This is a genomic window from Mesorhizobium sp. C399B, assembly GCF_030323185.1.
GTDB lineage: Bacteria > Pseudomonadota > Alphaproteobacteria > Rhizobiales > Rhizobiaceae > Mesorhizobium.
Map to the genome: position 1 here is coordinate 4,707,232 of NZ_CP100472.1, position 23,050 is coordinate 4,730,281.

The following is a 23,050-nucleotide window of genomic DNA, read 5'->3' on the forward strand; positions in this document are numbered from 1 at the left end:
CGGCTGTTTCATGGTGTCATTCCTGACATGTTCTTTATAATCGGCAGCTTGCGGATAGTCTTGCCCGTCGCCGCCCGTAGCGCGTTGGCGACGGCCGGGCCGATCGGCGGCACACCTGGCTCACCAACTCCCGTGGGCGGCTCCTCGGACGGCACAATGTGCACCTCGACTCGCGGCATCTGCTCGATCCTGAGCGGTGTATAGGTATCGTAGTTCTCTTGGTCTACGACACCGCCCTTCAGGGTCAGCTCCTCCTGGAGGATCGCGCCTAGCCCGAATCCGATACCGCCCTCCATCTGAGCGCGAGCCTGGTCAGGATTTATCGCGGTGCCGCAATCTACCGCGCAGACGACGCGGTCGACCTTGAAACCATTTTCATCGTTGAGGGTGATCTCCACCACATCGGCGACATAGGTCGAGAGGCTTTCATGCAGGGCCACGCCGCGGAAACGGCCTTCCGGCAGAGGCTTGTCCCAGCCTGCCTTCTCAGCAGCCACTTTAAGCACGGCGGCATGCCGTGGATGGTGACCGAGCATTGACAAGCGGAAGTCGACCGGATCACGGTTCGCAGCGGCGGCGAGCTCATCGATCAGGGTTTCCACCGCGTAAGCGGTGTGGGTGGAGCCTACCGAACGCCACCACAGCACCGGGATGTTCACGTCCGTGGTGGTCAGCTCGACCTTCAGGTTCGGGATCGCATAGGGCAGGTTGGTGGCGCCCTCTACGGAGGTTGGATCGATGCCGTTCTTGATCATCGCCGCAGAGGTCGAACCGCCCAAGACCGATTGGCCCACGATGTGGTCATGGAGAGCGACGACATTGCCTTTCTTGTCGAGCCCCGCCTTGACTGCGTGCACATAGGCCGGCCGGTACCGCCCACCCCGCATGTCATTCTCGCGGGTCCACTGCACCTTCACTGGCTTGCCGCGTCCCAGTGCACGCGCTGTGGAAACAGCTTCGATGATGACATCTGCATCCAAGACCGCGCGGCGGCCGAAACTGCCGCCGGTCTTCATCACGTGCAGCCTCACCTTGTCCGGCGTGGTGCCGCCTACCTGAGCGGCAGCCGCCTGATAAAGGTCGGGCATCTGGTGTCCGCCCCAGACGTCGATGGTGCCGTCTTCGTTGATTCGGGCGGCCGCGTTGAGTGGCTCGATCGAAGCATGGACAAGATAGGGGAATTCGTAGTGCCCCTCGATGATTTTCTCAGCACTGGCGAACGCTGCGGGAGTGTTACCGTCGTCGCGCGCGGTGGCCGCGCCCAGATCGTCTGCTGCCTTGTTGTATTCGGCCATGATCTCGGCCGTGCCGCGCTCTTCGGCCTTCTCCTCGTTCCAGGTCACCTCCACGAGGTCGCGGCCCTTCAGCGCCGTCCAGGTGTCCCTGCCAACCACGGCAATGCCTCGCGGCGTCTGGACGACATCGACAATGCCGTCGAGTGCCTTGGCCTTGGTTGCGTCGAAGCTCTCGATCTCGGCGCCGAACTTCGGCGGATGGATCATAACGGCCGTCTGGAGTCCCTCCATCATGAGGTCGATCGTGTAGGTCTGCGCGCCGTTGGTCTTGCCGGCGGAATCGTAGCGCTTGAGGCTGTCCGATCCGATCTGGGCCCACTTGTCGCGCGGCTTTAGCGGCACGTCGTCGGGAACCGGCATTCCCGCTGCGGCTTCAGCCAGGTCACCGTAGCGCGCCTGCATCCCTGAGGCGTGCGACACGACCCCGGAAGCGACTTTGATCTCGCCGGCTGGCACATCCCACCGCTGCGCCGCGGCCGCCACCAGCAAGGCCCGTGCGGCAGCACCCGCCTTGCGGTAGCGTTCCCACGACGAACTCATCGACGTGGAGCCACCAGTTACCTGTGCGGCCCCGCCCCAGGCGACATTGCCGTAGAGCGCGGTATTGCCATATCCGCCGACCACGTCCACCTGCGCCCAGTCGCCGTCGAGCTCTTCCATAACCAGGGTGGCGATGCCGAAATAGGAGCCTTGTCCCATCTCGAACTGCGAGGAGTAGATGATGATCCGGTTCTCCTTTGTGATCTCGACATAGGTCTGGAAGGGGTTCGCCTGAACCTTTGCAGTAGTCGTTTGTGCGATGTCGGACGCCGCCAGCACTAGCCGGTAGCCCACGGCGAGGCCAGCGGTGGTGACGCCCGCGCCGACGAGGAACCGGCGGCGCGTGGGCCGCACGGAGTTATGCTTCGAGAGAAACTGCGACATGCCTCAAGTCTCCAGCCGGTTGGCGGTCTCGTGGATGGCCGCGCGGATGCGATGATAGGTGGCGCAGCGGCAGAGATTGCCGCTCATCGCCGAATCAATATCATCGTCCGTCGGCTTAGGCGTTTCTGTAAGGAGGGCCACGGCCGACATGATCTGGCCAGACTGGCAATAGCCGCATTGAGGTACGTCGAACTCGGCCCACACGGCCTGGACCGTTTCGCCTATCTTGCCCGACACACCCTCAATGGTGGTGATCGAGGCTCCTTCGATGTCGCCGACTGCGGTCTGGCACGAGCGCGTCGGCATGCCGTTAACGTGAACCGTGCAAGCGCCGCACTGGGCAAGCCCGCAACCGAATTTCGTTCCCGTGAGTCCGATGACGTCACGGACCGCCCAGAGCAGCGGCATCTCTGGATCGACGTCGAGTGTTCGCGCCTCGCCATTGAGGGTAAAAGCGACCATTGCTTGCTCTCCTTGTCCTGAGCTGGCTATCTCGTTGAGCCTCCGCCCGCCTGGCAACCAGCTCTTGTTGCTGAGGCCTAGCGACCACACCCTAGGAACGCGCAGCTCAAGCAACAAGCCGCTAGGTTGGCGAGTTACGAGATCGTGAAGTGGGTCGTGTCGAAAGGCTGGAGGCAACTGAATGTCATTTTTTGGGCGGACAGGCCGCTTTAGGCTGAGTTACACGAGACTGGACATTCGGGTCGTCGCGAACATCGACCGCTGGTCGGCCGCGTCCGGCAGGGCCCTGATTGGCTACACGAAATGAAATGGGACGACTATCGATGGGGGCCTACCTCGACCCGCAACCTCCACGACTGGACCCTCAGGTTTCCGACTATCGTCCCGGGCGGTGGCCGAGCTCGGCGCCTCGGACGCGATAATAGACGGTGAGGCGTTCGTCGTTGACCAGAAGGCTTGTCGCGCATTCCCAGTCTTCAGCGGGTTCTTGGCCGCGGCGGGAGACGTCAGGACCATGCTTGCCGGCTTCGACCTGCTCAAGATCGACGGCGAGGGTCTTCGCGATCGGCCACTCGTCGATCGGCGCAAAGCGCTAGTTAACCTGCTGAGACGCCGCCCAAACGGCATCGTTCTGAGCGACGAGATCAGCGGCGGCAGCGACATTCTCGCGCAAGTCTGCCAGTTCGGCCTCGACGGCATCGTCTCCAAGCTGCGTGTCAGTCCATATCGATCCGGCCGGCGCCAAGAATGGGTGAGACAAAATGCGTGCTGAGTGATGAGTTCATCGTCATCGGCTGCGAACCCGGCAACAGTTACGGCGGTCGGGAAGCGTGCTCTGGCGAATGTCGAGGACGGAAATCTGGTGTTCGCCGGCGGCATTGGCACCGGCTTCAATGCGCGCACCGGGCCGGAGTAAAGCGCCGGCTCGATGCCATTCAAATGGACAAACCACCGATTCCTAATTTGAAGGCGAACGGTGCGGCATGGGCGGAGTGCCCTGCGCAGTCTGTACCTCCGCAGTCGATTGTCGAGTTCGAAGGGGTGTGATTGGCGTCGAGACCGCTCCAGCCATGGCTATCAGCACGCCGAGTGCGTTGTTTTCGATCAATTCTCGAAATGAGCGGGTAAATACATGCACTTCCTTTCACTTGCCGAACGGGGTTTGCTGTTCACCGGCTGGCATCCGATGGCAAACCTTTCAACGCGGCGGCGATCTGGCGCTTCGCTGCTGGGGGCAGAGGCAGGATGGGACGCGGGGGTTCGGCACTGCAAACGTCGAGCAATTCAGCGAGTGCATGGACGACGCGAAGGCTCGAGAACTCCTTGAAGAGGCTCCAGATCGGGACCAGCGCGGCATTGATCCGTCGCGCTTCGGCCGCATCGCCCTGTTGCGCCGCTGTGACGATCGTCATGCAGACCTCGGGCAGGATGCCCGCAAGGACGCTGTACCATGTGTCGGCGCCGGCGATCATGGCCTCGGCGGCGTTCCAGTCGCCGCTGTAGCCAATCGAGAACCCTTCCGGCAGTGTGCGCCTCTGGGCGGTCAGGTGGTTCTTGATCGCATCGCTTTTGTCTGTCGGATTCTTGATGGCGACAATCCCAGCCACCTTTGCCAGGCGGCTGACAAGGGGTGGACTGAAATGGAAATGCGTCGTTCCTGGATTGTCGTAGACGACGATCGGCAGGCCACTTTCGCGCGCCACAGTGGAGAAATGTTCGAACACCTCGTCATCAGTAAGCGGGGTGTAGGAGGCGGCGGCAAGCAAACCCGCAGCTGCTCCAAGGGCCTTGGCGTCTTGCGCGAGCCCCACGGCTTCATCGGTGCGCAGCGCGCCCACACCCACCACGACCGGCATTTGCCCCGCCGTTTGATCCAAGGTCTCGGAGAGCGCCCGCCGCCGTTGCTCGCGCGACAGATAGATGTATGTGCCGGTGCTGCCGAGAAGACCGATGGAATCGACCTGAGCAATGCCAAGCCGAGCAATCAGCCTGCGCAGGGCAACGCTATCGACGCGGCCGTCACGATTGGTCGGGGTGATGGGGAACGCGGAAAGACCGCTCAGGAATGCCATGGCAAGGCTCCAGATCTATGTGTGAGCGCAGAGATGGCCGCACGCCAGGTCATTACAAGACGTCCAAAGCCCGCCGCAGATCGGCGATCAGGTCATCAGCGTCTTCAAGCCCCACCGAGAGACGCATGAGATCCTCGCCGACTCCATCGGCCAAATGGGCATCCTTGCGGATCGGCTGCCGAGCACGGGTGAGGCTTGCTGGATGATAGATGAGGCTGTCGGCATCGCCGAGGCTGACGGCGCGAATGATCAGGTTGAGCCGGTCCATCATCCGGCGCGCTCCTTCGTATCCAGCGTGGAGGCCAAAGGCCAACATGCCCGATCCGTTGGACATCTGTTTTCGCGCCGTCACCTGATCAGGGTGCGAGTCGAGGAACGGATAACTCACAAATGCCACCGCCGGGTGCGCTTCCAGCGCCCGAGCCACCGCAAGGGCCGTGGCGCTGTGCCGTTCCATACGCAGCGTCAGCGTCTTCAGACCGCGCAGGATCAGGAAAGCTGACATGGGCGAGAGCGCTGCGCCGGTGATGTAGCGCAGGCCCGTTTCATGCAGCGTACGGAGCGTTTGGGCGTCGCCGAGAAGCGCCCCGCCAAGCGCATCGCCATGACCATTGATGTACTTGGTCAGCGAATGGAGCACGATGTCCGCCCCGTGCTCAAGCGGTCGCTGGAGCGCGGGCGAGGCGAAGGTGCTGTCCACGGCAACCTTCACACCGCGCGCGTGGGCGCGCTTGGCAATGGCAGAGATATCGACGATGCGGCTCAGCGGATTCACCGGCGTCTCGAAGAAAACCAGCCGCGTCCGCTCGGTGATCGCGGCATCGAGATTTTGGGGATCTGACAGATCGACCGCGACGACCTTGATGCCGAAGCGGGGGACCGCCTGTTCGACCATGGCAAGCGTGTTCGCATAAAGCGTCTTGTGGACGATGAGTTCATCGCCCTGGGACAGGAGCGACAGGATCAGAGTGCCGAAGGCCGCCATCCCCGAGGCAACAACCAGCCCCGCCTCGGCTCCTTCCAGATTCGCGAGCCGCTGCTCGAGGATCTCGGTCGTGGGATTGTATTCGCGCGCATAGAGCCGTCCACCAAGGGCGGCGGCGGCATCGTTTGCTGCCACGCTTTCGAACCCATAGGTTGACGTCAGGAACACTGGCGGCTGGACGGCATTGGAAAAGCCGGCCGGATCGTAGCCATGATGGATCGCCCGGGTGGCAAATCCGGGGCTGGTGCGGTTGAGCGACCCCGTGGGAGCATCGGTTTCGGATTGATGGGAGCTGGTCATTCGGCCTCTGCGATCTCTCTTGGGGTTCCGAAAGATTGACGGCAACCTGGCCAATGTGAAATATCCAGTTGGCGATGAAAGAGATGGTCCAGTCTTCAAGTGCCGGGTCTGCAGCGCGCTCGCACGCGATGGGTGCACGCCAGATATACGAAGCCCTTCGCGAGCAAATCCTCGGCGGCGTCTACGAAACCGGCAGTCAGTTGCCATCCTCCCGGGCCCTGGCAAATGACCTCGGCGTTTCGCGAACCACGGTGACGGTCGCCTATGAGCAACTGGCTGCGGAGGGTTTCATCGAAGTCCGTCAAGGCGCACGACCTCGCGTTGCGTCTTCGTTGATGGGCCATGGGACGGGGCGCACTCACGCGCAACGGGTCGGCCCGATCCACCTGTCCGCATATGGCGAGCGGCTGCGCGCGACGTCACCCTGGCCAGATTATCTGCCGACTGGGCTGAAGGTCGAGTTCCGCTATGGCGACCTCGCGCCGTCGGATTTCCCTTCATTGGTCTGGAAACGCGCGATGAACGAGGCGATGGGGCAGCGCCCGCTGCGTCTTGCCTATGACGATCCTCGCGGCTCGCGCCGGCTTCGCCAGGCGCTTCAGGGCTATCTCTGGCGCGCCCGGACCCTGAGCTGCGACCTCGACCAGATCATAGTTGTGAACGGTTCGCAGCAGGGCCTTGATCTGTGCGCGCGCCTGCTTCTCGATCCCGCCGACCGTTTCGTCATCGAGGATCCGTGCTACAGGATGGCGCGTCAGGTCTTTGCCAGTACGGGTGCCTCACCCATCCCGGTCATCGTGGACGAAGACGGGATGAGGACCGAGTTGCTGGCGGGGATCGGAGCACGACTGGCGTATGTGACGCCATCGCATCAGTTTCCGCTTGGCGGCGTCATGCCGATCGCGCGCCGCCATCAGCTTCTGAAATGGGCGCGGCACAACAACGCCTATGTGATCGAGGACGACTACGACAGCGAATATCGCTACGACATCAATCCGGTCCCTCCGCTGCACAGTCTCGAGGACCACGGGGCTGTCATCTACCTCGGCACGATCTCCAAAACGCTCTCGCCGATGCTGCGCATCGGCTACCTCGTCGTCCCGCCCGAATTGCAGGAGGTCTTCGCAACCGCCAAACAATTCGCAGACCGGCATTCGCCGGTCGCTGAACAGGAAGCGCTGGCATCGTTGATCGAGAGCGGCGGCTACGAAAGCCATGTGCGCCGTGTGCGCAGGCTGAACGGCGAGCGTCGGGAAACGTTGTTGGGTGCCTTGCAGCACAGCTTCGGGGATCGCATCACTGTCCAGGGAGCAGATGCGGGACTGCACGTCGCGGTTTGGTTCAATGACCTGCCACGATCGCGGGAAACGGCCTTGGTCGAATCCGCCCGCGACGCTGGCCTGGGGCTACACCTGATCTCGCCGCTCTACGAACGGCCATCGGACCAAGGCCGCACCGATCGCGTCGGACTTGTCATGGGCTATGCCGCCTTGAGCATTCGGCAGATCGGGAAGGGCGTTGAGGTCCTGCGAGAGGTTGTCAAGCAGGTGCAAGACGCGATGCCGGCGCGGAACAACTGAGACGGGGCGACGCCGAAAGCTGGCGCTGAAAACGGTCCGAGGGCCCGCCGTATTTCTTTCCAAACAGCCAACTGGACCGGGAAAATGCCATGCAACTGGCGCTGTTGATCAGGCCAGTTTTGCAGCAGGTTTCCACGAGACGAATTTCCGAGAGCGATGATGACCTGGCGAGGAAAGCTGCTTCACGTCCATATCGCGCCTGCCGCCTCCTATGAAATGGAGGAGCTGGCGCAGGCGCAGCTTATTGCCGGCCAAGGCATTGTCGGAGACCGCTACTACCTGGGGACGGGGACCTATTCGGCGCGTCCCGACGTTCGGGAGGTGACATTGATCGAAGCTGAAGTTCTGGACGCCATCGCGAAGGGCGAGCCCAGGATTCCGGGCTTCAAGGCCAAGCTCGGACCCGAAGATCACCGGCGCAATCTGACGACACGAGGCGTTCCGCTTAGCCATCTTGTCGGCAAACGCTTCCGGGTCGGGGAAACGATTCTCAGGGCCGCCCGGATGAATGTGCCGTGCAAGTATATCGAGGAGTTGCTCGGGCTTCCGGGTCTCTACGAGGGGCTTCTGAACCGCTCCGGCCTGAACTGCACAATCGAGGTCGGGGGCGTGATCCGCCCCGGTGATCTGATCTTGCCCATCGACGAGTGAAACGCCATGGCCTCGCCGCGCATCATCATGAAGCTGACCGTGACCGCCGCCCGCAAGGAGCCGGGCGAGGTGCTGGTCATCGACCTGAAACACCCACGCAAACCTGTGCTGCCGGCGTTCGAAGCGGGTTCTCACGTCGACGTCCATCTGCCTGAAGGGAAGGTGCGTCAGTATTCACTTTGCGGCGACCCGACCGAGCTTGGCCGCTACACCATCGCGGTGAAGCGCGAGAATGACGGCCGTGGCGGCTCGGCGTGGATCCACGAAACCATTGCCGTCGGTTCCACACTGCCTGTCTCCGCGCCACGCAACCATTTTGCGCTCAAGCCAGGCGAGGGGCCGACTTTGCTGCTGGCAGGGGGAATCGGGATCACCCCGATTCTGGCCATGGCGCGCGCGCTCACCCGGCAGGCCAAGCCCTTCGAGTTGCACTATTTCACCCGCAGCCGGGCGCTCACCCCACTCTTGGCGGCGATCGGGAGCGATCTTCCTGGCGGCAATGTGCGGATCCATTTCGACGACGAGCCGGCGACCCGCCAGGACATCGCCGCGCTGCTGGCGAACCGTTCGGCCGAGGCTCAGGTTTACTATTGCGGGCCGCCCGGATTCATGGCCGCCGTGGGGCGGGCGGCTGAACCCTGGCCCGAGGGCACGGTTCATTTCGAAACTTTCCAGCCTCCCGAGTTTGATGGCGCGCCACCGGAACCATTCGTCATAGAACTCCGTGCGGGCAGGGTGATTGAGGTTTCGGCTGAGACCACGGCACTGGCCGCCTTGCGTGCGGCCGGTGTGCCGTTGATGGCCTCGTGTGAGAACGGGGTGTGCGGGACCTGCGAATGCGCAATGCTGGCGGGACAGCCGATCCATCGGGATGCCGTCCTGTCCAAAGAGGCACGCGACCACCGCTTCATCCCCTGTGTGTCGCGCGCGACAGGTGTGTTGAAACTCGATCTTTGACCATTTGGGCGGGGGTCCTGTGAGACCGGCAGCTGATTTGCGGGAAACTGAATGACGAGGAAACTGGAATATCTGCACGAGATCGAGCGCTGCGTCTCCTGGCTCGCAGCCTGGACGATCCACCACGCCAACCACGTCCGCGAGGGCGATGAGATCAAGGTCGGGGGGCATCAGGCCTCGTCCGCGTCGCTGAGTACCATCATGACCGCGCTCTACGGTTCGGTCCTGCGCCCGCAGGATCGAGTGGCGGTCAAACCCCATGCGGCGCCGATCTTCCATGCACTTCAGTATCTGGCGGGCAACCAGACGCACGAAAAGCTCATGAACTTCCGCGGCTACAAGGGCGCGCAGAGCTACCCTTCGCGGACGAAGGATGTCGACGATGTCGACTTCTCGACCGGGTCGGTGGGTCTCGGCGTTGCTCAGACGCTGTTCTCGTCGCTGGTGCAGGACTACGTCTCGGGTCACGGCTGGATGAAGGAGCGTGCCGAGGGCCGAATGGTCAGCCTGATCGGCGACGCCGAGATGGATGAGGGCAACATCTACGAGGCCCTGATCGAAGGCTGGAAGCACGGGCTCAGGAACTGCTGGTGGGTGGTCGACTACAATCGCCAGTCGCTCGACGCCGTGATCCGGGAGGGCCTCTGGCAGCGGTTCGAGCAGATTTTTCGCAACTTCGGCTGGGACGTGATGGTCCTGCGCCACGGGGCTCTGCAAGAGGCTGCCTTTGCCGAGCCGGGGGGCGAGAAGCTGCTCGAGTGGATAGAGCGCTGTCCGAACCAGCTCTATTCGGCGCTGACCTTCCAAGGGGGTGCTGCCTGGCGCAAGCGGCTGCTCGACGAGATCGGAGACCAAGGGCCGGTCACCACTCTGATCGAACGCCGCTCCGACGACGAGTTGCAGGCGTTGATGACGAACCTTGGCGGGCATGACATGCCGAGCCTCCTCGAAGCCTTCGAGGCGGCGTCCAGGCATGACCGTCCCGTCTGCTTCATCTGTTACACCATCAAGGGCTACGGTCTGCCGCTTGCCGGACACAAGGACAACCACGCGGGGCAGATGACGCCCACGCAGATGGAAGACTACCGCCTGCAAATGGGCGTAAAGCGGGGTGAGGAGTGGGACAAATGGGCGGCCGCCACCTTGCCGGAAGCGGAACTTGACGCCTTCTTCGCAAAGGCGCCGTTCTTCAGTGAGGGGCGTAGGAGGCTGTCTGCGCCGTCGGTGCCGGTGCCTGAAACCCTTCCGTCACCGGGGCAGCCCGGCAAGCCGCTCTCGACCCAGATGGGGTTCGGACAGATCCTGAACGACATCGCACGCGAGCGCAGTCTGCTTGCCGATCGCATTGTCACCACCTCGCCCGATGTGACGGTCTCGACCAATCTCGGTGGCTGGGTCAACCGGCGCGGCCTTTTCGCCCGGGAGACCATGGCGGACACCTTCAAGGCCGAACGCATTCCGTCGACCTTTACCTGGGAATTTGGGCCGAAGGGGCAGCACCTCGAGCTCGGGATCGCCGAGTCGAACCTGATGATCATGCTCGGGGCGCTCGGTCTCTCGCACTCGATCAATGGCGTGCGCCTGCTGCCGATCGGGACAGTCTATGATCCCTTCATCTACCGATCGGCCGACCAGCTAAACTACGCCTGCTATCAGGATGCGCGCTTCATGCTGGTCGCAACGCCCTCGGGCGTGACGCTAGCGCCCGAGGGCGGAGCACACCAGTCGATCGGCACCCCATTGATCGGCATGGCGCAGGATGGGCTTTGCGCCTTCGAACCGGCCTTCGTCGACGAACTGTCCGTGATCATGCGCTTTGCCTTCGATTACATGCAACGTAATGGCGAGGGGGATCCGGATGAGACGACGTGGCTGCGTGATCAGACCGGAGGATCGGTCTATCTTCGCCTGTCAACCCGGCCGCTCGAGCAGCCGCCGCGCGACATGAACCCGGCGCTCGCGCGGGACATCGTCAATGGCGCCTATTGGCTGCGTCCGCCTGGGCCCAACGCGAGTGTCGTCATTGCTTATCAAGGCGTCGTCGCGCCGGAGGCGATTGCCGCGACGGGTCTTCTGGCGGAGGACCGGCGCGATGTCGGGCTGCTCGCGATCACCTCCGCGGACCGGCTTAATGCGGGCTGGCAGGCGGCGGAACGTGCCCGGCAGCGTGGCGCGATTGGCGCCCTGAGTCATATCGAGCGGCTGCTCGCGCCGCTATCGCGTGACTGCGGCATCGTCACCGTGATCGACGGCCACCCGGCGACGCTCGCGTGGCTCGGTGGGGTTAACGGGCATCGCGTGAAGGCGCTCGGGGTCGAGCAGTTCGGCCAGACGGGGACTATTGCGGACCTATACCGTCACCACGGCCTGGACACCAACGCCATCGTACATGCGGCACAGGCGGTGAGTGCGGGACCGGCTGTTCGCTACCGGAAGGCGCTGCCTTGACCATGAGCTACCGGATGCTCCGTGGCTGGTACGGATCGGCTGTTTCCACGGGCGTTCCGGTTTGCTTCAAAGCGGACAGGGCCGGGACACTGTGGACGTTCTGATCGCGCTTGAGTAGCTTGTGCGACCCCCAGGGTCACCTGGAATACGCAGGGAGGCGGCTTTTATTTAGCCTTGCGTCCAATTACGAATTCGATCCAATCCAGTCCGGAGCAAAAGCTCCGCGTCCTCCCGATTTTCGGCTTCGACGTAGCACCGCATTTCCGGGGCATTTCCGGATGGACGCAAATGCAAGACACGCTTATCCGCGAGAGTGATACGAAGTCCGTCAACATCGCTAACCTTGCTTACCACTCCTATCGACCCGACGAAGGCGGCGATGTTAGTTTCCGCTGTACGAAGGTATGTCATGAGGCGAGTGCTGCTTTCGACGGAAAAATTTTCCAAGCGATCCGCCGCCGCTGCCGGCAATTGAAAGGAACTGCCAATCTCCGACAGTGGCTGCCCACTTGTACTAACAAGGGAAAGTGCCGCAAGGATGGGGAGAAAACTGTCGCGTGTAGGTAGCGCTGTCAGTTTAGTTCCGTTCGGGTCAAAGTCCGTGCCGGTCAACAAACCACCGTTTGCTTCGAAACCAACCACGCGCTCGTGACCCGACGCAACCAAATCGAGCATGGCAGCAATAACAAATGGCGATCCAACCTTGGTACGCACGACTTTAAAAGAACCTGCGGTCTCGATACCAGAGTTTGATGTGACCGGCGTGACGACTGCCTTCGCTTGCAGGAAGTTCGCCGTAATCAGGCCTAACAAATCACCGCGAAGGGGGTCTCCGTGGTCGTCAGCTACCAGTGGGCGGTCACCATCGCCATCTGCCGAGACGACCGCATCAAGCCGATGCTCTTTGGCCCAGAGCTTGAACTGTTGAGCAGTCTCGTCAGAGACCGCTTCAGTGTCGACAGGAATGAAACCTTCCGAACGTCCCAGGGTTACGACCGTCGCACAGTGATATGAGAGAATGTCAACTAAGAGATCGCGCGCGACTGTGCTGTGCTGATATACGCCCACCGTTAAGCCCTTTAGAGCATTAATCTCCATAAGCTTTCGATTGCGCGCCATGAAAAAGGCCTTGCATTCGGCCTCCCGGTGCTGCCGACGTGCAACAGCACCTTCAAGGACGTATCCGCGCTTCTCCAACTGCAAGGCGATGCGCGTTATCTCCCGCTCATCACCCTTGTCGATCTCACCGTCGGGTCGATAGAATTTTATTCCATTACGGTCGGCCGGAATGTGCGAGCCTGTGATCATCAAACAACCACTCTTACGCGCCTGAGCATACAGTGCCAGGGCAGGGGTGGGGACTGCGCCGCAATCGACTACGATGAAGCCGAGCGCGGACAGTGCCGCCGCACAGACGGCGGCGATGGCCGGACTCGAGGCGCGAAAGTCGCGCCCTATGAGTATCTCGTCGCCAATTCTGGCCAGGCCGGATTCCAGCAGGAATGTCGCGAATGCCGTTGCATATAGGGCAGAGGCGGCTCCTGCCAATTCTGTCGCCAGGCCCCGTAATCCACTTGTTCCGAATTTCATACCAAATCCGACGTTGCTAACCGGGTTTTGAAGGTAACATGCTCAAACTTTGGCTCGTCCGGAATGCCCATCGACAGATCCCTCGGACGAGAACAAGAAGTACATTCGGTTACCGTAGACGCGTTCGGTTATCGACGGTTACCCTTGTGAGGATTGACGCAGTCGGCGTCGGCGTGGGCAGCGCACCGTGACCTTCACGGCGACGAGGTTGGAGCGGATGGGGTCCGGGTCCGGCGGGGCTCCTCGCGGCTGGCTCACATGAGCGCTATCGCCATCGAGTGATTGTCTCAGTCTACATTAGCTCTGGGTCCCGAAAGCGCGTACAGGCCTGAGACGCAGCAAATCCTCTTATCTATCGCCGTTCGGTGTAGCTCCCGTTTAGAAATGCATGATAGACACTCTCGATGCCTTCCATGAGAGTGATCTTTGCTGCCCATCCCAAAGTGCGCAGCTTGTCGACGCTCATCAGCTTTCGCGGTGTACCGTCAGGTCTAGAGTGATCATGCGCGATCTCCCCGGTAAATCCGACTACACGGCAGATCATTCTAGTCAGCTCTAGGATCGTGATGTCCTGTCCGCAGCCGAGATTGACGTGATCATGGTCAGAGTAGTTCTTCAGAAGGAAGACTAATGCGTCGGCGCAGTCGTCGACGTGCATGAATTCCCGACGTGGTGTGCCCGTGCCCCAGATGGTGATTTGCTTATCACTTATGAGCTTAGCTTCATGCGCTTTCCGGATCAGCGCTGGGATGACGTGGCTTGACTGCAAGTCATAATTGTCGCCTGGCCCGTAGAGATTCGTCGGCATAGCGGAGATGTAGTCGCGGCCGTATTGCTGGCGATAGGCTTGAGCCATTTTGATGCCGGTGATCTTGGCGACGGCGTAGCATTCGTTGGTGCGCTCTAGTGGCCCGGTCAAAAGCGCGCTTTCAGGAATGGGCTGTGGTGCCATCTTCGGATAGATGCAAGACGAGCCGAGGAAGAGGACGCGGTCGACATTGTTTTCGTGGGCTGCCGCGAAGATATTGGCCTCGATCATCAGATTGTCGTAAAGAAAGTCGACCGGATAGGTGGCGTTCGCGAGAATACCACCTACCTTTGCCGCCGCCATAATGATAGCGTCCGGTTTCATCACTGCCACGAAGTTTTCAACTTCGGTCTGTCGCTTGAGGTCTAGCTCTCCCCGAGGGGCGGCCACAACTTTGCAGTCTTCAGACGCGAGTCGGCGTACAACAGCGCTGCCCACCATACCTTTGTGGCCAGCGACCCACACGGTTTTTCCGTTCAGATCATACATTACGCTTCCTTCATGACTACAGATGTCTGCATGACCTTCAGGTCTTCGCGTACCATTTCCGCAGCAAGCTCGCGCACGGATGTCTCATGCACCCAGCCGAGCTTCTCCTTCGCCTTGGTAGCGTCACCCAGGAGAAGATCGACTTCCGTGGGGCGGAAGTAGCGTGGGTCCACTTGGACTAGGCATCTGCCGCTCGCTACATCATAGCCCTTTTCGCCGACACCCTTGCCACGCCATTCGATCTCGACGCCGATATCTTCGAAAGCCCACTCGACGAATTGGCGGACAGGAGTCGTTTTGCCCGTAGCCAGCACGTAATCATCCGGTTGATCCTGCTGTATCATCATCCACATACCTCGCACGTACTCACGCGCATGGCCCCAATCGCGTTGAGCATCGAGATTGCCGAGATAAAGCTTGTCCTGCTTGCCCAGGTAGATAGCAGCGGCAGCGCGGCTGATCTTGCGCGTCACAAAAGTTTCGCCACGAAGGGGGCTTTCGTGATTAAAAAGAATGCCGTTGGAAGCGTGCATACCATAGCCCTCGCGATAATTGACGACCATCCAGTAGGCGTAGAGCTTGGCGGCGGCGTAAGGGCTGCGCGGATAAAAGGGCGTCGTTTCGTTCTGCGGTACGGACTGCACGAGGCCGTATAGCTCCGAAGTCGAGGCTTGATAGAAGCGGGTCTTGTCCGTCAGACCGAGGAGGCGAATCGCCTCAAGAAGTCGCAATGTACCGATACCGTCCGCGTTCGCTGTGTACTCAGGTGTTTCGAACGACACCTGCACATGGCTCTGAGCAGCCAAGTTGTAAATTTCGTCTGGCTGAGATTCCTGAACCACGCGGATGAGGTTAGTCGAATCAGTGAGGTCACCGTAATGCAAGATCAGGCGCGGATCGGATTCGTGCGGGTCTTGGTAGAGGTCTTCGATACGACCCGTGTTGAAGGAAGAGGAACGTCGCTTAATCCCATGAACGATGTAGCCTTTTTTGAGAAGAAGACGGGCAAGATAGGCACCATCCTGTCCAGTTATGCCCGTAATAAGAGCAACTTTCCTGCTATCGCCCATTCTATTCCTGCCCTATTAAAGTTTAAAGTTTCGGCTCCGGCTCGCCAGGCCGACAGAATGTGCGGCCAGCCCCGTGCGCTATGGAGCACTTCGACAGATGCGGCGCGAAGCTCGTCATTGACAGTCCGCCAGCCGAGCACACCTCTTGCTTGGAGTCACAGCAAAATAGAGTTGCGCCGCTAACCTGTCGGCTTCGTACATGCGGTCTGAGTGCCGCTCAGCTCACGCCGTGAGCGACATGTACTCCCAGCACCTTGCAGCTGATTTGCTCATCCATCAGCGAGTGAGGACGCCTTTCTTTCTTGCTTCAGCGTCTTCTAATGGGAATTGTTTGGATCAGTGAAATCGATTGTTTGGATAAAGTGCATCCACAGAATGGATGGTCCGACCGAGCAGCGGGGGCGCATCGCCGGCCCGGAGTCGTAGGCGCGAGCTTCCGTTCGGGGCGAGGACGACGTTCGTGGCCGCGAGCCCTCACCACAGCATCCGGCACAGGTCGTGCAGAACTTTGGGAGCAGACTGCAGATTCTGTCGATCAGCTGGTTCCAGGCGCGTCGAGCTGTCGACCTCATCTCGCCCGGTACCGGTTGCTGTATGCAGCCTTGAACCCTTGGCGTATGGCGTCGACGGAACGATTTGCTCCGGCAGGCAGTGTCGCAGCGTTTCCCGGCTGTTTCGGCTCTATTGGCCGGGCCCGCGTCAGCCGAGCCCCTTCATCATGGCATCCAACACATGGATGGCCGGCATCCACTCAATAGATTTTACATATGCCGCGGAGGCCCAGTAGAGAAGGCGGAACCGGAAGCGAGGGCATCGGCTTCAAGCTGTGCGAGCGTCACGGGATTAGTGGGCAGTGCTGAGTGAGCTCTTCTGCCCTATGGCCCGGCCTCTGCCAAGCGCCCGGCGTCAGGGTCTACGTGTCGACTAAGGATACCAAACCGGGCAACCTCCTCTCTGAACGAGATTTCCGAAAATGCATGTTAGTGGATTGGAAAAGCGCCGGTTCGTCGTCTCTCGGAGGCGTACGGGGTTCGGTGATTGTCTGTGGTCATTGGCGGCCGCTTGGCGCTACGCGCAGCGGTCGGGACGAACTCTAGTCATCGACTGGCGGGGGGCCTGCTACCTCGACCAACCCTTCACAAATGCGTTTCCGGTGTTCTTCCAGCCGATCAATGACATCGCTGGCGTGCCGGCTATTTCCGACGACCGGATCAACGACGTTTCCTTCCCTGGTCCATTCTTCCCGGAGTGGTGGAACAGGCCGGCGATCGAGTGCCTTTACCGGCCAGATGAGCAGATTTTCCAAGAGCGCGATGAGTTGGGCGAGCTCTTTCAGGCCGAACACGATGTCGAAGCGAACACAGTAGTGTGTGACGCTTGTCTGATGTGGCGGTGCGATGAGGATGCAGAGCGGCAGGTGTTCCAGAGTGTCCAGCCTCGGCCAGAAATTCAAGCCCGCATAGATGCCATTTATCAGGAACGTTTTGAGGGGCACAGCATCATCGGGATTCATGTTCGGCACGGTAACGGTGAAGACATCATGGAGCATGCGCCCTACTGGGCCGATCCGGAGCTCGCCGTTCGGCAAGTGTGCGCTGCAATTGACAAGGCTAAGGCGTTACCGCACCCCAGGCCTGTGCGGCTGTTCTTATGCACGGACAGCGCGCGGATACTGGATCTTCTGTCGGCCAGGTTTCCCGATCTGCTCACTGTCCCGAAGCACTTCGGACCCAATCAAGCTGGCCCCTTACACACTGCAGCACTCGGGATTGACGGCGGAATTTCCGCCCTCGTTGAGATGTATCTTCTCGGGCGCTGCGATACCGTAATTCGGTTTCCCCCGACGAGCGCCTTTACACGATATGCACGCCTTTTCGCACCACGGGTAATTGAATTCGATCTGAAAGAGCCAAGTCGTTTGACTTTGATAGAAGACAGCCAAGTCTCTGATCTCAGTTATGACCCGCCACCTGCGCAATTCGGCAGACGCAACCAACAGGCATAGTTGAATGCGCATTTCTCACCGACGCCAGTGGAGGCGTCGTACATTACCGATAGCGTCGTCATCTGACGCCGCCCGCAACGCGCCAGAACTTCGCTGTTACGCGGGGGCCGCAGACAAGCCAGAGCGACGGCGATCGTGACGCTGACGCTCGAAAGAACGCGGGCGATCACTCCAGAGACGAGATTGAGGTTGGTTATGAAAGTCATTCCCGTGATCATCAGCGGCGGAGCCGGATCGCGGCTATGGCCCGCCTCAAGGCAATCGCACCCCAAACCTTTCCTCAAAGTAGCGGATGGATATTCTCTCATTCAGCACACTGTGCTGCGCGCCGCTTCGATAGAAGGTGTCGTGGAACTCGTCGCTGTGACATCCGGGGACCACCTCTTCCTGACCAAGGACGAATTTGACGAACTGGATTCCGTGGTCCTGCCACGCACCTTTCTGCTCGAGCCCGAACCTCGCGATACGGCCGCCGCCGTGGCTGCAGCCGCGATCCATGCGAGGGCAACGCAAGGCCCTGACGCGATCCTGTGCGTCTTCCCGGCCGATCACCTGATTGGCAATCTGCCTGCGTTTCTAGACGTCATGGGCCTGGCCATGAAACATGCGAAGCTCGGGCGGATCGCCACATTGGGCATCACCCCAACCAGACCGGACACAGCATTCGGCTACATCGAAGCAGATGGTGAGAACGTCGTCCGTTTCGTTGAAAAACCGGATCTGGAGACAGCCAAAGCCTATGTCGCGTCTCAACGCTTCTTCTGGAACGCCGGCATCTTCTGCTTCAGTGCGCAAACCATGCTCGACGAGATGGTTTTGCATTGTCCCGAGGTGCTCCAGGCCGTCGCCGACAGCTATGAGAACGGCCGCGCCAGTCAATGCCAAGGCTTTGCCAAAATCGAACTCGCGCCTGAGCATTTCGGTTCCGCGCCGCGAATCTCGCTCGACCACGCTGTCATGGAGAAGACTAACAGACTTGCCGTGATTCCCTGCGACATGGATTGGAACGACATCGGATCTTGGAACGCAATGGCCGATTTGATCGCCCCCGACGAAAGCGGGAACAGGATACGCGGCGATGTGCACATGGTCGACACGACCGGCACCTATGTGAGCTCCGACAAGCGCGTCATCGGCACGGTGGGCGTAAGCGATCTGGTGATCGTGGATTCCCCGGACGCTTTGCTTGTCACATCCCGCGACCGCGTTCAGGACGTTAAAAAGCTCTTCGAGGGCCTCAAGGCTTCGGGACATGAAGCTCATCTGGTCCATAGCACGGTACACCGGCCCTGGGGTACCTATACGGTTCTGGAGGAAGGCGAGCGCTTCAAGATCAAACGCATCGAGGTGAAGCCCGGTCGCCAGTTGAGCCTGCAGATGCACTATCATCGTTCGGAGCACTGGGTCGTGGTCAGCGGCTCCGCCAAAATCGTCAATGGCGAGCAGGAGTTGTTCCTGGGGACAAACGAATCTACTTACATCCCCTGCGGCCATAAGCATCGGCTCGAGAACCCAGGCAGAATTGACCTGGTTATCATTGAAGTGCAGAGCGGCGATTATCTCGCCGAGGATGATATCGTTCGCTTCGACGACCAATATGGTCGAACGTAGATAACAGTACAAAAAAAAGTTAAACGGCGAGCCGTCGCTCAAGGATCTCTGTCGTGGGTTCTGGGCCTAACATTGACAAAGCAGCGGGCCGAGCGTGTCATAGTATCCGCCCCGCACTCTCATCAGGCACTCGATCGTGGTCGAAAACATCGGTGAGCGCTTGACAGCGCGCCGTCCGCGGTAACGAAGACTTCAGATCTTTTTAGGCGGACCCGTTGCTCAGCTGTTCAACGGCACAGCCGTATTTCAGCCTGTAGGCGGCAACGAAATCCTCATCGCTGCAGATGCAGCGGCCGCTGGAATCTTTGGCTTTCGGATCATGGAGGTGAGAACCCGGCAAGCGCTGATTGAAAGGCCATCGGAACCACAGTTCGAACGAGACGACTTCCATCGCTAAGCTGGAACACCAGGCCGCCGCAGATAACCTGCTGATAAAAGGAACGGAGGGGCTGGCCAACAAACGCGGCGAGCGGCTCAAACGGCACAGCCATCGCCGTAGCCACCCGAGCTACGAACTCATTGGGGACTCCGGTATTGGTCTGCAGGAGCGCTTTTACCTCCTCGTGTGCTTCCGGCATTCCGAGTTCCTCCGCGACCAGTTGGTGTTCGTCCTTGGATTTCCCGGTCGGCATGTACATGCAGCAAAGGCAAGCCTGGCCGTCATCGAAACCATGCCGCGAGATGCCTAGATCTTGCTCCTGAGTCCAGGCGTTCGCGATCCATCGGGGCAGAGCACCTTGGACAGCTAGACGGTCGGCGGCGGTGTCAAGCGCCACACCCACTCGTTCGAATACCCAGTCGCCCCGGCGCGCAACATATTCTGCCCACTTCATAGGGTGCGCCTCGACCTCAAGGGCGGTGGACCGAAGGGCGTGGGTTGCTAGGGCCGCCTTAGAGAGGCCGACCTCCGCCTGACCTGCCAACACGTAGCGCTGCAGGTTTGAGAGTTCGATAGCTTCGTGATCAACTACATGCAGGCGCCCCGACAGACCGGATTGCCTCGCCAGCGCCCAGAGCGAGCCTTGGCCTATCGCGCCGAGCCCAATGAGGTGCGTTTCGCCAATCTTGTTGTAGGTGCACAAAGAGAGGTCGATGTTCTCGTCCAGCTCGAGCGCCGGTCAGCTGGGAAGCAAAGATGGTTCGAAAGACGTTGGCCGCGGCGAAGCAGCTTGCGGCGCCAGCTCCAAAGGGCAGCAAGCTCGAGCCAGAGCCCACCGGGTCCGTACGCGACAGCTTTGCCGCCCAACCCTGCGATCCCATGAAAAACGTTGGGCACCGAAGTGATGGGTGCACCGCGCCTGCAGCTACACAGACCGTCGCATACTTGCCGGAACGCCGGATGCTGAATTTTGGATTGATCGACTTTGCCAAGCGCTCGAGCGCTTGGGCTTGAGAGCTCGCGACCATATCCAGGGGGACTATGGCCAGAACCGGATACAGTCTGGCAAGCAACCTGACCGTAAGGTCACGCGTCGCCTGGCCCTCGGCACACAGGCTTGTCGAGGAGCTCGTCGGCGATGTCGAAATGCACGTCGCAGAGAAGCTGCTGCCGGCGCTACGCGCCGCAATCGGCGGACATCTCGGCGAGCCGACGAAGGGCGAATGGTCCGTTAAGATCGACGCAGGCGATCTACAGACGATCAACTTTCATTATCCGACCGCGCTAGCCGCGGAAGAGTACGAAGGCATGGCCTACATTCACTCGGCGAATTAAGCTCGAGTTCGGCGCCCGTGGCGACCCATCTTCCGAACAGAAGACGACCCGTTCCTATGCGGCGGAAGATTTTCCAGATTTCTTCGAGGATCCGGATTCCACAGTGACCGTGTTGTCGGTTCGGCGGACTTTATGGGAAAGATAACCGCCCTCCATGCCGAGGCGCACAGGCCCGAGGAAACGCCGACGCCGCAATATCTCTCGCGGCATTACTACGATAGCGATGCTGCTCGACACCGAAGATGGGAAGGGTGCGGCAGCCGTTGCAGTGTCGGGCGAGCGGCCAAGGAACACAGCGAAGCGAAGCACAAGGCGGTCTTTTTCCGCTCTAGCTGGGCGAGCTACGATACGGCGCGGCCCGGGACAGGACATCCGTCGATTCCAGCTGCATCAGCATGAGAGCGGCGTCGGCCCTGCGACGATCAATGGCGCGGTCTCGGCACTGCGGTTCCTGTTCCTGGTGACGCTGAAGCGTCGGGATCTGGCACGTGTGCTGGTGATCATGCGCCATCCACGCAAGCTGCCGGATGTGCTGAGCGTGGAGGAAGCGGCGCGGCTGCTCGAAGCAGCACCAGGCATCAAGTACAAGGCTGCGCTCGGTGTCGCCTATGGCGCGGGTCTGCGCGTGTCCGAAGTCGCGCACCTCAAGGTCGATGATATCGACAGCACACGCATGCTGATCCGCGTCGAACAAGGCAAGGGACGCAAGGATCGCAACGCCATGCTCTCGCCGCAACTGCTGGAACTGCTGCGGCTGTGGTGGCGCGAAGGCAGGCGGCGCGGGGTGATGCTTCCGCATGGCTGGCTGTTCCCGGGGCGCAGTTGCACCGATCCGATCTCGTCGCGGCAACTCCATCGCGCGGTTCAGGAAGCCGCCGAAGTCGCCGGGATCCGCAAGCGCGTCAGCCCGCATACTCTGCTGCTGCGCCACCCACCTGCTCGAGCAGGATGTCGACATACGCGTCATCCAGGTGCTGCTCGGGCACTGCAAGCTCGAAACGACAGCGCTCTACACCAAGGTCTCGACCCGGATGATCCACGCGGTCGCAGGGTCGCTCGACCGGCTGATGGCTCTCATGGAAGGCAAAACGCCGTCCGGCTGAACCGGTGCGCGCCGACCTGGAGGTCGCCGATATCTTCAGTGCTGCCGGCCCCGGATACCGGGTCTCCCACGCCGGGCGTCTGAGCCTGCAGCAGCTCAACGTGATGTCAGCGATCGAACAGTGTCGCACCGCTGCATTGGGTGGTCACGTCGAAGTCTGTGCGGACTGCGGCAAATGGCGGATCGCCTATAACAGCTGCCGTAACCGGCACTGTCCCAGGTGCCAGGGCGCCCGGCCTTCCTCCTCCCGGTGCGAGTGCTTGGGGCGCTGTTCCGCCGACTGTTCCTGACCCGGCTGGTCGCGCTGCACGATGCCGGCCGTCTCACCTTTTTCGGGTCGATGGCGCACCTCACCGAGCGACGCGCCTTCCTGCGCCAGCTTGCTGCCGTCCGGAAGAAGCGCTGGGTGGTCTACGCCAAGGCGCCGTTCGCGGGGCCGAAGGCGGTGCTCGCCTACCTGTCGCGCTACACGCACCGGGTTGCCATCTCGAACCGCCGCCTGATCGCCTTCGACGAGGCTGGAGTCACCTTCCGCTACAAGGACTATCGCCGCGATGGTGTCGAGCGCCATCGCGCCAAACGCTTGCCGCCGACGAGTTCATCCGCCGCTTCCTGCTCCATGTCCTGCCGCGTGGGTTCCACCGCATCCGTCACTATGGGCTGCTCGCCAGCTCCGCCCGCAAGGCAAGCCTCGCACTCGCGCGCGAACTGCTGAACGTCGATCTGCCGTCCCAAGACGACACCTCGGAAGAACCGGCCTGACGTCCGCCGGCCTTGCCCTTGCTGCGGCGGACGCATGGTCGTCATCGAGAGGTTCGAACGGTGGTGCCAGCCTCGTGCACCGCCTGCCTCAAGGGCGCCGAACCGGGAGAACGCCCCATGACCCGGCATGGACCGTTTGTCCACACGGCCGCGCCACGCTGGCGCCGGTCAACGGGAGGCTATGTGCACGTTGCCGTGGCGCCGGTCGTAACGCATACCAATCCC

At 60.9% G+C, this 23,050-nt stretch carries 19 protein-coding genes and 1 pseudogene; 11 read left to right on the forward strand and 9 right to left on the reverse strand.

Translation table 11 applies throughout. The features are described from left to right. Window positions 1–8 precede the first annotated feature (8 nt). Window positions 9–2,219 (reverse strand): xanthine dehydrogenase family protein molybdopterin-binding subunit, encoded by a 2,211-nt coding sequence (locus NLY36_RS22380; protein ID WP_023735786.1) that lies wholly within the window; start codon window positions 2,217–2,219, stop codon window positions 9–11. 3 nt (window positions 2,220–2,222) lie between these two features. Beyond that, window positions 2,223–2,681 carry a (2Fe-2S)-binding protein gene (locus NLY36_RS22385; RefSeq protein WP_023689394.1) on the reverse strand — a complete coding sequence of 153 codons (459 nt, stop codon included), beginning with the start codon at window positions 2,679–2,681 and terminating at the stop codon, window positions 2,223–2,225. 391 nt (window positions 2,682–3,072) lie between these two features. On the opposite strand from NLY36_RS22385, the gene NLY36_RS22390 reads away from it, so the two are divergent. Together NLY36_RS22390 and NLY36_RS22395 are read left to right on the forward strand one after the other, a co-directional pair. Beyond that, window positions 3,073–3,453 carry an ATP-dependent DNA ligase gene (locus tag NLY36_RS22390; RefSeq protein ID WP_023689393.1) on the forward strand — a complete coding sequence of 127 codons (381 nt, stop codon included), beginning with the start codon at window positions 3,073–3,075 and terminating at the stop codon, window positions 3,451–3,453. A 3-nt stretch (window positions 3,454–3,456) separates the two neighbouring features. Beyond that, window positions 3,457–3,597, forward strand: a complete 141-nt coding sequence (locus tag NLY36_RS22395) for a hypothetical protein (RefSeq protein WP_023689392.1) — start codon at window positions 3,457–3,459, stop codon at window positions 3,595–3,597. 253 nt (window positions 3,598–3,850) lie between these two features. Here NLY36_RS22395 and NLY36_RS22400 read toward each other — a convergent pair whose 3' ends face one another. Next, window positions 3,851–4,753 (reverse strand): dihydrodipicolinate synthase family protein, encoded by a 903-nt coding sequence (locus tag NLY36_RS22400; protein WP_023735784.1) that lies wholly within the window; start codon window positions 4,751–4,753, stop codon window positions 3,851–3,853. A gap of 52 nt (window positions 4,754–4,805) precedes the next feature. Next, the gene (locus NLY36_RS22405) at window positions 4,806–6,038 is read right to left on the reverse strand and encodes a trans-sulfuration enzyme family protein (RefSeq protein WP_023672390.1); all 1,233 of its coding nucleotides are present in this window, start codon (window positions 6,036–6,038) and stop codon (window positions 4,806–4,808) included. A 74-nt stretch (window positions 6,039–6,112) separates the two neighbouring features. Here NLY36_RS22405 and pdxR point away from each other — a divergent pair, with 74 nt between their 5' ends. The 4 genes from pdxR (at window position 6,113) to NLY36_RS22425 (ending at window position 11,674) form a co-directional block, all read left to right on the forward strand. Continuing rightward, window positions 6,113–7,618, forward strand: coding sequence for a MocR-like pyridoxine biosynthesis transcription factor PdxR (gene pdxR / locus NLY36_RS22410; RefSeq protein WP_031249775.1), 1,506 nt, complete (start codon window positions 6,113–6,115; stop codon window positions 7,616–7,618). Window positions 7,619–7,777: 159 nt separating this feature from the next. Continuing rightward, on the forward strand, window positions 7,778–8,269 hold the full coding sequence (locus NLY36_RS22415; RefSeq protein ID WP_023735782.1) for an MOSC domain-containing protein: 492 nt from the start codon (window positions 7,778–7,780) through the stop codon (window positions 8,267–8,269). A 6-nt stretch (window positions 8,270–8,275) separates the two neighbouring features. Next, on the forward strand, window positions 8,276–9,226 hold the full coding sequence (locus NLY36_RS22420; RefSeq protein WP_023735781.1) for a PDR/VanB family oxidoreductase: 951 nt from the start codon (window positions 8,276–8,278) through the stop codon (window positions 9,224–9,226). 51 nt (window positions 9,227–9,277) lie between these two features. Beyond that, window positions 9,278–11,674, forward strand: coding sequence for a transketolase (locus NLY36_RS22425; RefSeq protein WP_023735780.1), 2,397 nt, complete (start codon window positions 9,278–9,280; stop codon window positions 11,672–11,674). A 168-nt stretch (window positions 11,675–11,842) separates the two neighbouring features. Here NLY36_RS22425 and NLY36_RS22430 read toward each other — a convergent pair whose 3' ends face one another. The 3 genes from NLY36_RS22430 to gmd all read right to left on the reverse strand — a co-directional run bounded on the left by NLY36_RS22430 (window position 11,843) and on the right by gmd (window position 15,631). Continuing rightward, entirely contained in the window at window positions 11,843–13,264 is a 1,422-nt protein-coding gene (locus NLY36_RS22430) for a phosphomannomutase (RefSeq protein WP_023735779.1), read from the reverse strand. Between the two features lie 352 nt (window positions 13,265–13,616). Further along, window positions 13,617–14,561 carry a GDP-L-fucose synthase gene (gene fcl / locus NLY36_RS22435; protein WP_023689384.1) on the reverse strand — a complete coding sequence of 315 codons (945 nt, stop codon included), beginning with the start codon at window positions 14,559–14,561 and terminating at the stop codon, window positions 13,617–13,619. Then, window positions 14,561–15,631, reverse strand: a complete 1,071-nt coding sequence (gene gmd / locus NLY36_RS22440; protein ID WP_023692482.1) for a GDP-mannose 4,6-dehydratase — start codon at window positions 15,629–15,631, stop codon at window positions 14,561–14,563. The genes fcl and gmd overlap by 1 nt, the downstream gene beginning before the upstream one ends. Before the next feature lie 973 nt (window positions 15,632–16,604). On the opposite strand from gmd, the gene NLY36_RS22445 reads away from it, so the two are divergent. Further along, a complete protein-coding gene (locus NLY36_RS22445; protein ID WP_023735778.1) occupies window positions 16,605–17,636 on the forward strand; it encodes a nodulation protein NodZ in 1,032 nt (343 codons plus the stop codon). A gap of 195 nt (window positions 17,637–17,831) precedes the next feature. Next, window positions 17,832–19,247 (forward strand): mannose-1-phosphate guanylyltransferase/mannose-6-phosphate isomerase, encoded by a 1,416-nt coding sequence (locus NLY36_RS22450; protein WP_023735777.1) that lies wholly within the window; start codon window positions 17,832–17,834, stop codon window positions 19,245–19,247. A 317-nt stretch (window positions 19,248–19,564) separates the two neighbouring features. Here the strand turns inward: NLY36_RS22450 and NLY36_RS22455 are convergent, their stop codons facing one another. Next, the gene (locus NLY36_RS22455; protein ID WP_245260231.1) at window positions 19,565–20,329 is read right to left on the reverse strand and encodes a ThiF family adenylyltransferase; all 765 of its coding nucleotides are present in this window, start codon (window positions 20,327–20,329) and stop codon (window positions 19,565–19,567) included. Further along, window positions 20,211–20,699 carry an E2 ligase fold family C protein gene (locus NLY36_RS22460; RefSeq protein ID WP_245260230.1) on the reverse strand — a complete coding sequence of 163 codons (489 nt, stop codon included), beginning with the start codon at window positions 20,697–20,699 and terminating at the stop codon, window positions 20,211–20,213. Before NLY36_RS22460 ends, NLY36_RS22455 begins: the two co-directional genes overlap by 119 nt. Here NLY36_RS22460 and NLY36_RS22465 point away from each other — a divergent pair. From NLY36_RS22465 to NLY36_RS22480, 3 genes and pseudogenes are all read left to right on the forward strand, one after another. Then, the gene (locus NLY36_RS22465) at window positions 20,668–20,961 is read left to right on the forward strand and encodes a hypothetical protein (RefSeq protein WP_245260242.1); all 294 of its coding nucleotides are present in this window, start codon (window positions 20,668–20,670) and stop codon (window positions 20,959–20,961) included. The two genes, NLY36_RS22460 and NLY36_RS22465, sit on opposite strands and share 32 nt — an antisense overlap. A gap of 223 nt (window positions 20,962–21,184) precedes the next feature. Beyond that, window positions 21,185–22,147, forward strand: coding sequence for a tyrosine-type recombinase/integrase (locus tag NLY36_RS22475; RefSeq protein WP_348524905.1), 963 nt, complete (start codon window positions 21,185–21,187; stop codon window positions 22,145–22,147). Next, window positions 22,069–22,946 (forward strand): annotated as a pseudogene (locus NLY36_RS22480) (IS91 family transposase). Before NLY36_RS22475 ends, NLY36_RS22480 begins: the two are co-directional and overlap by 79 nt. Window positions 22,947–23,050: the final 104 nt, after the last annotated feature.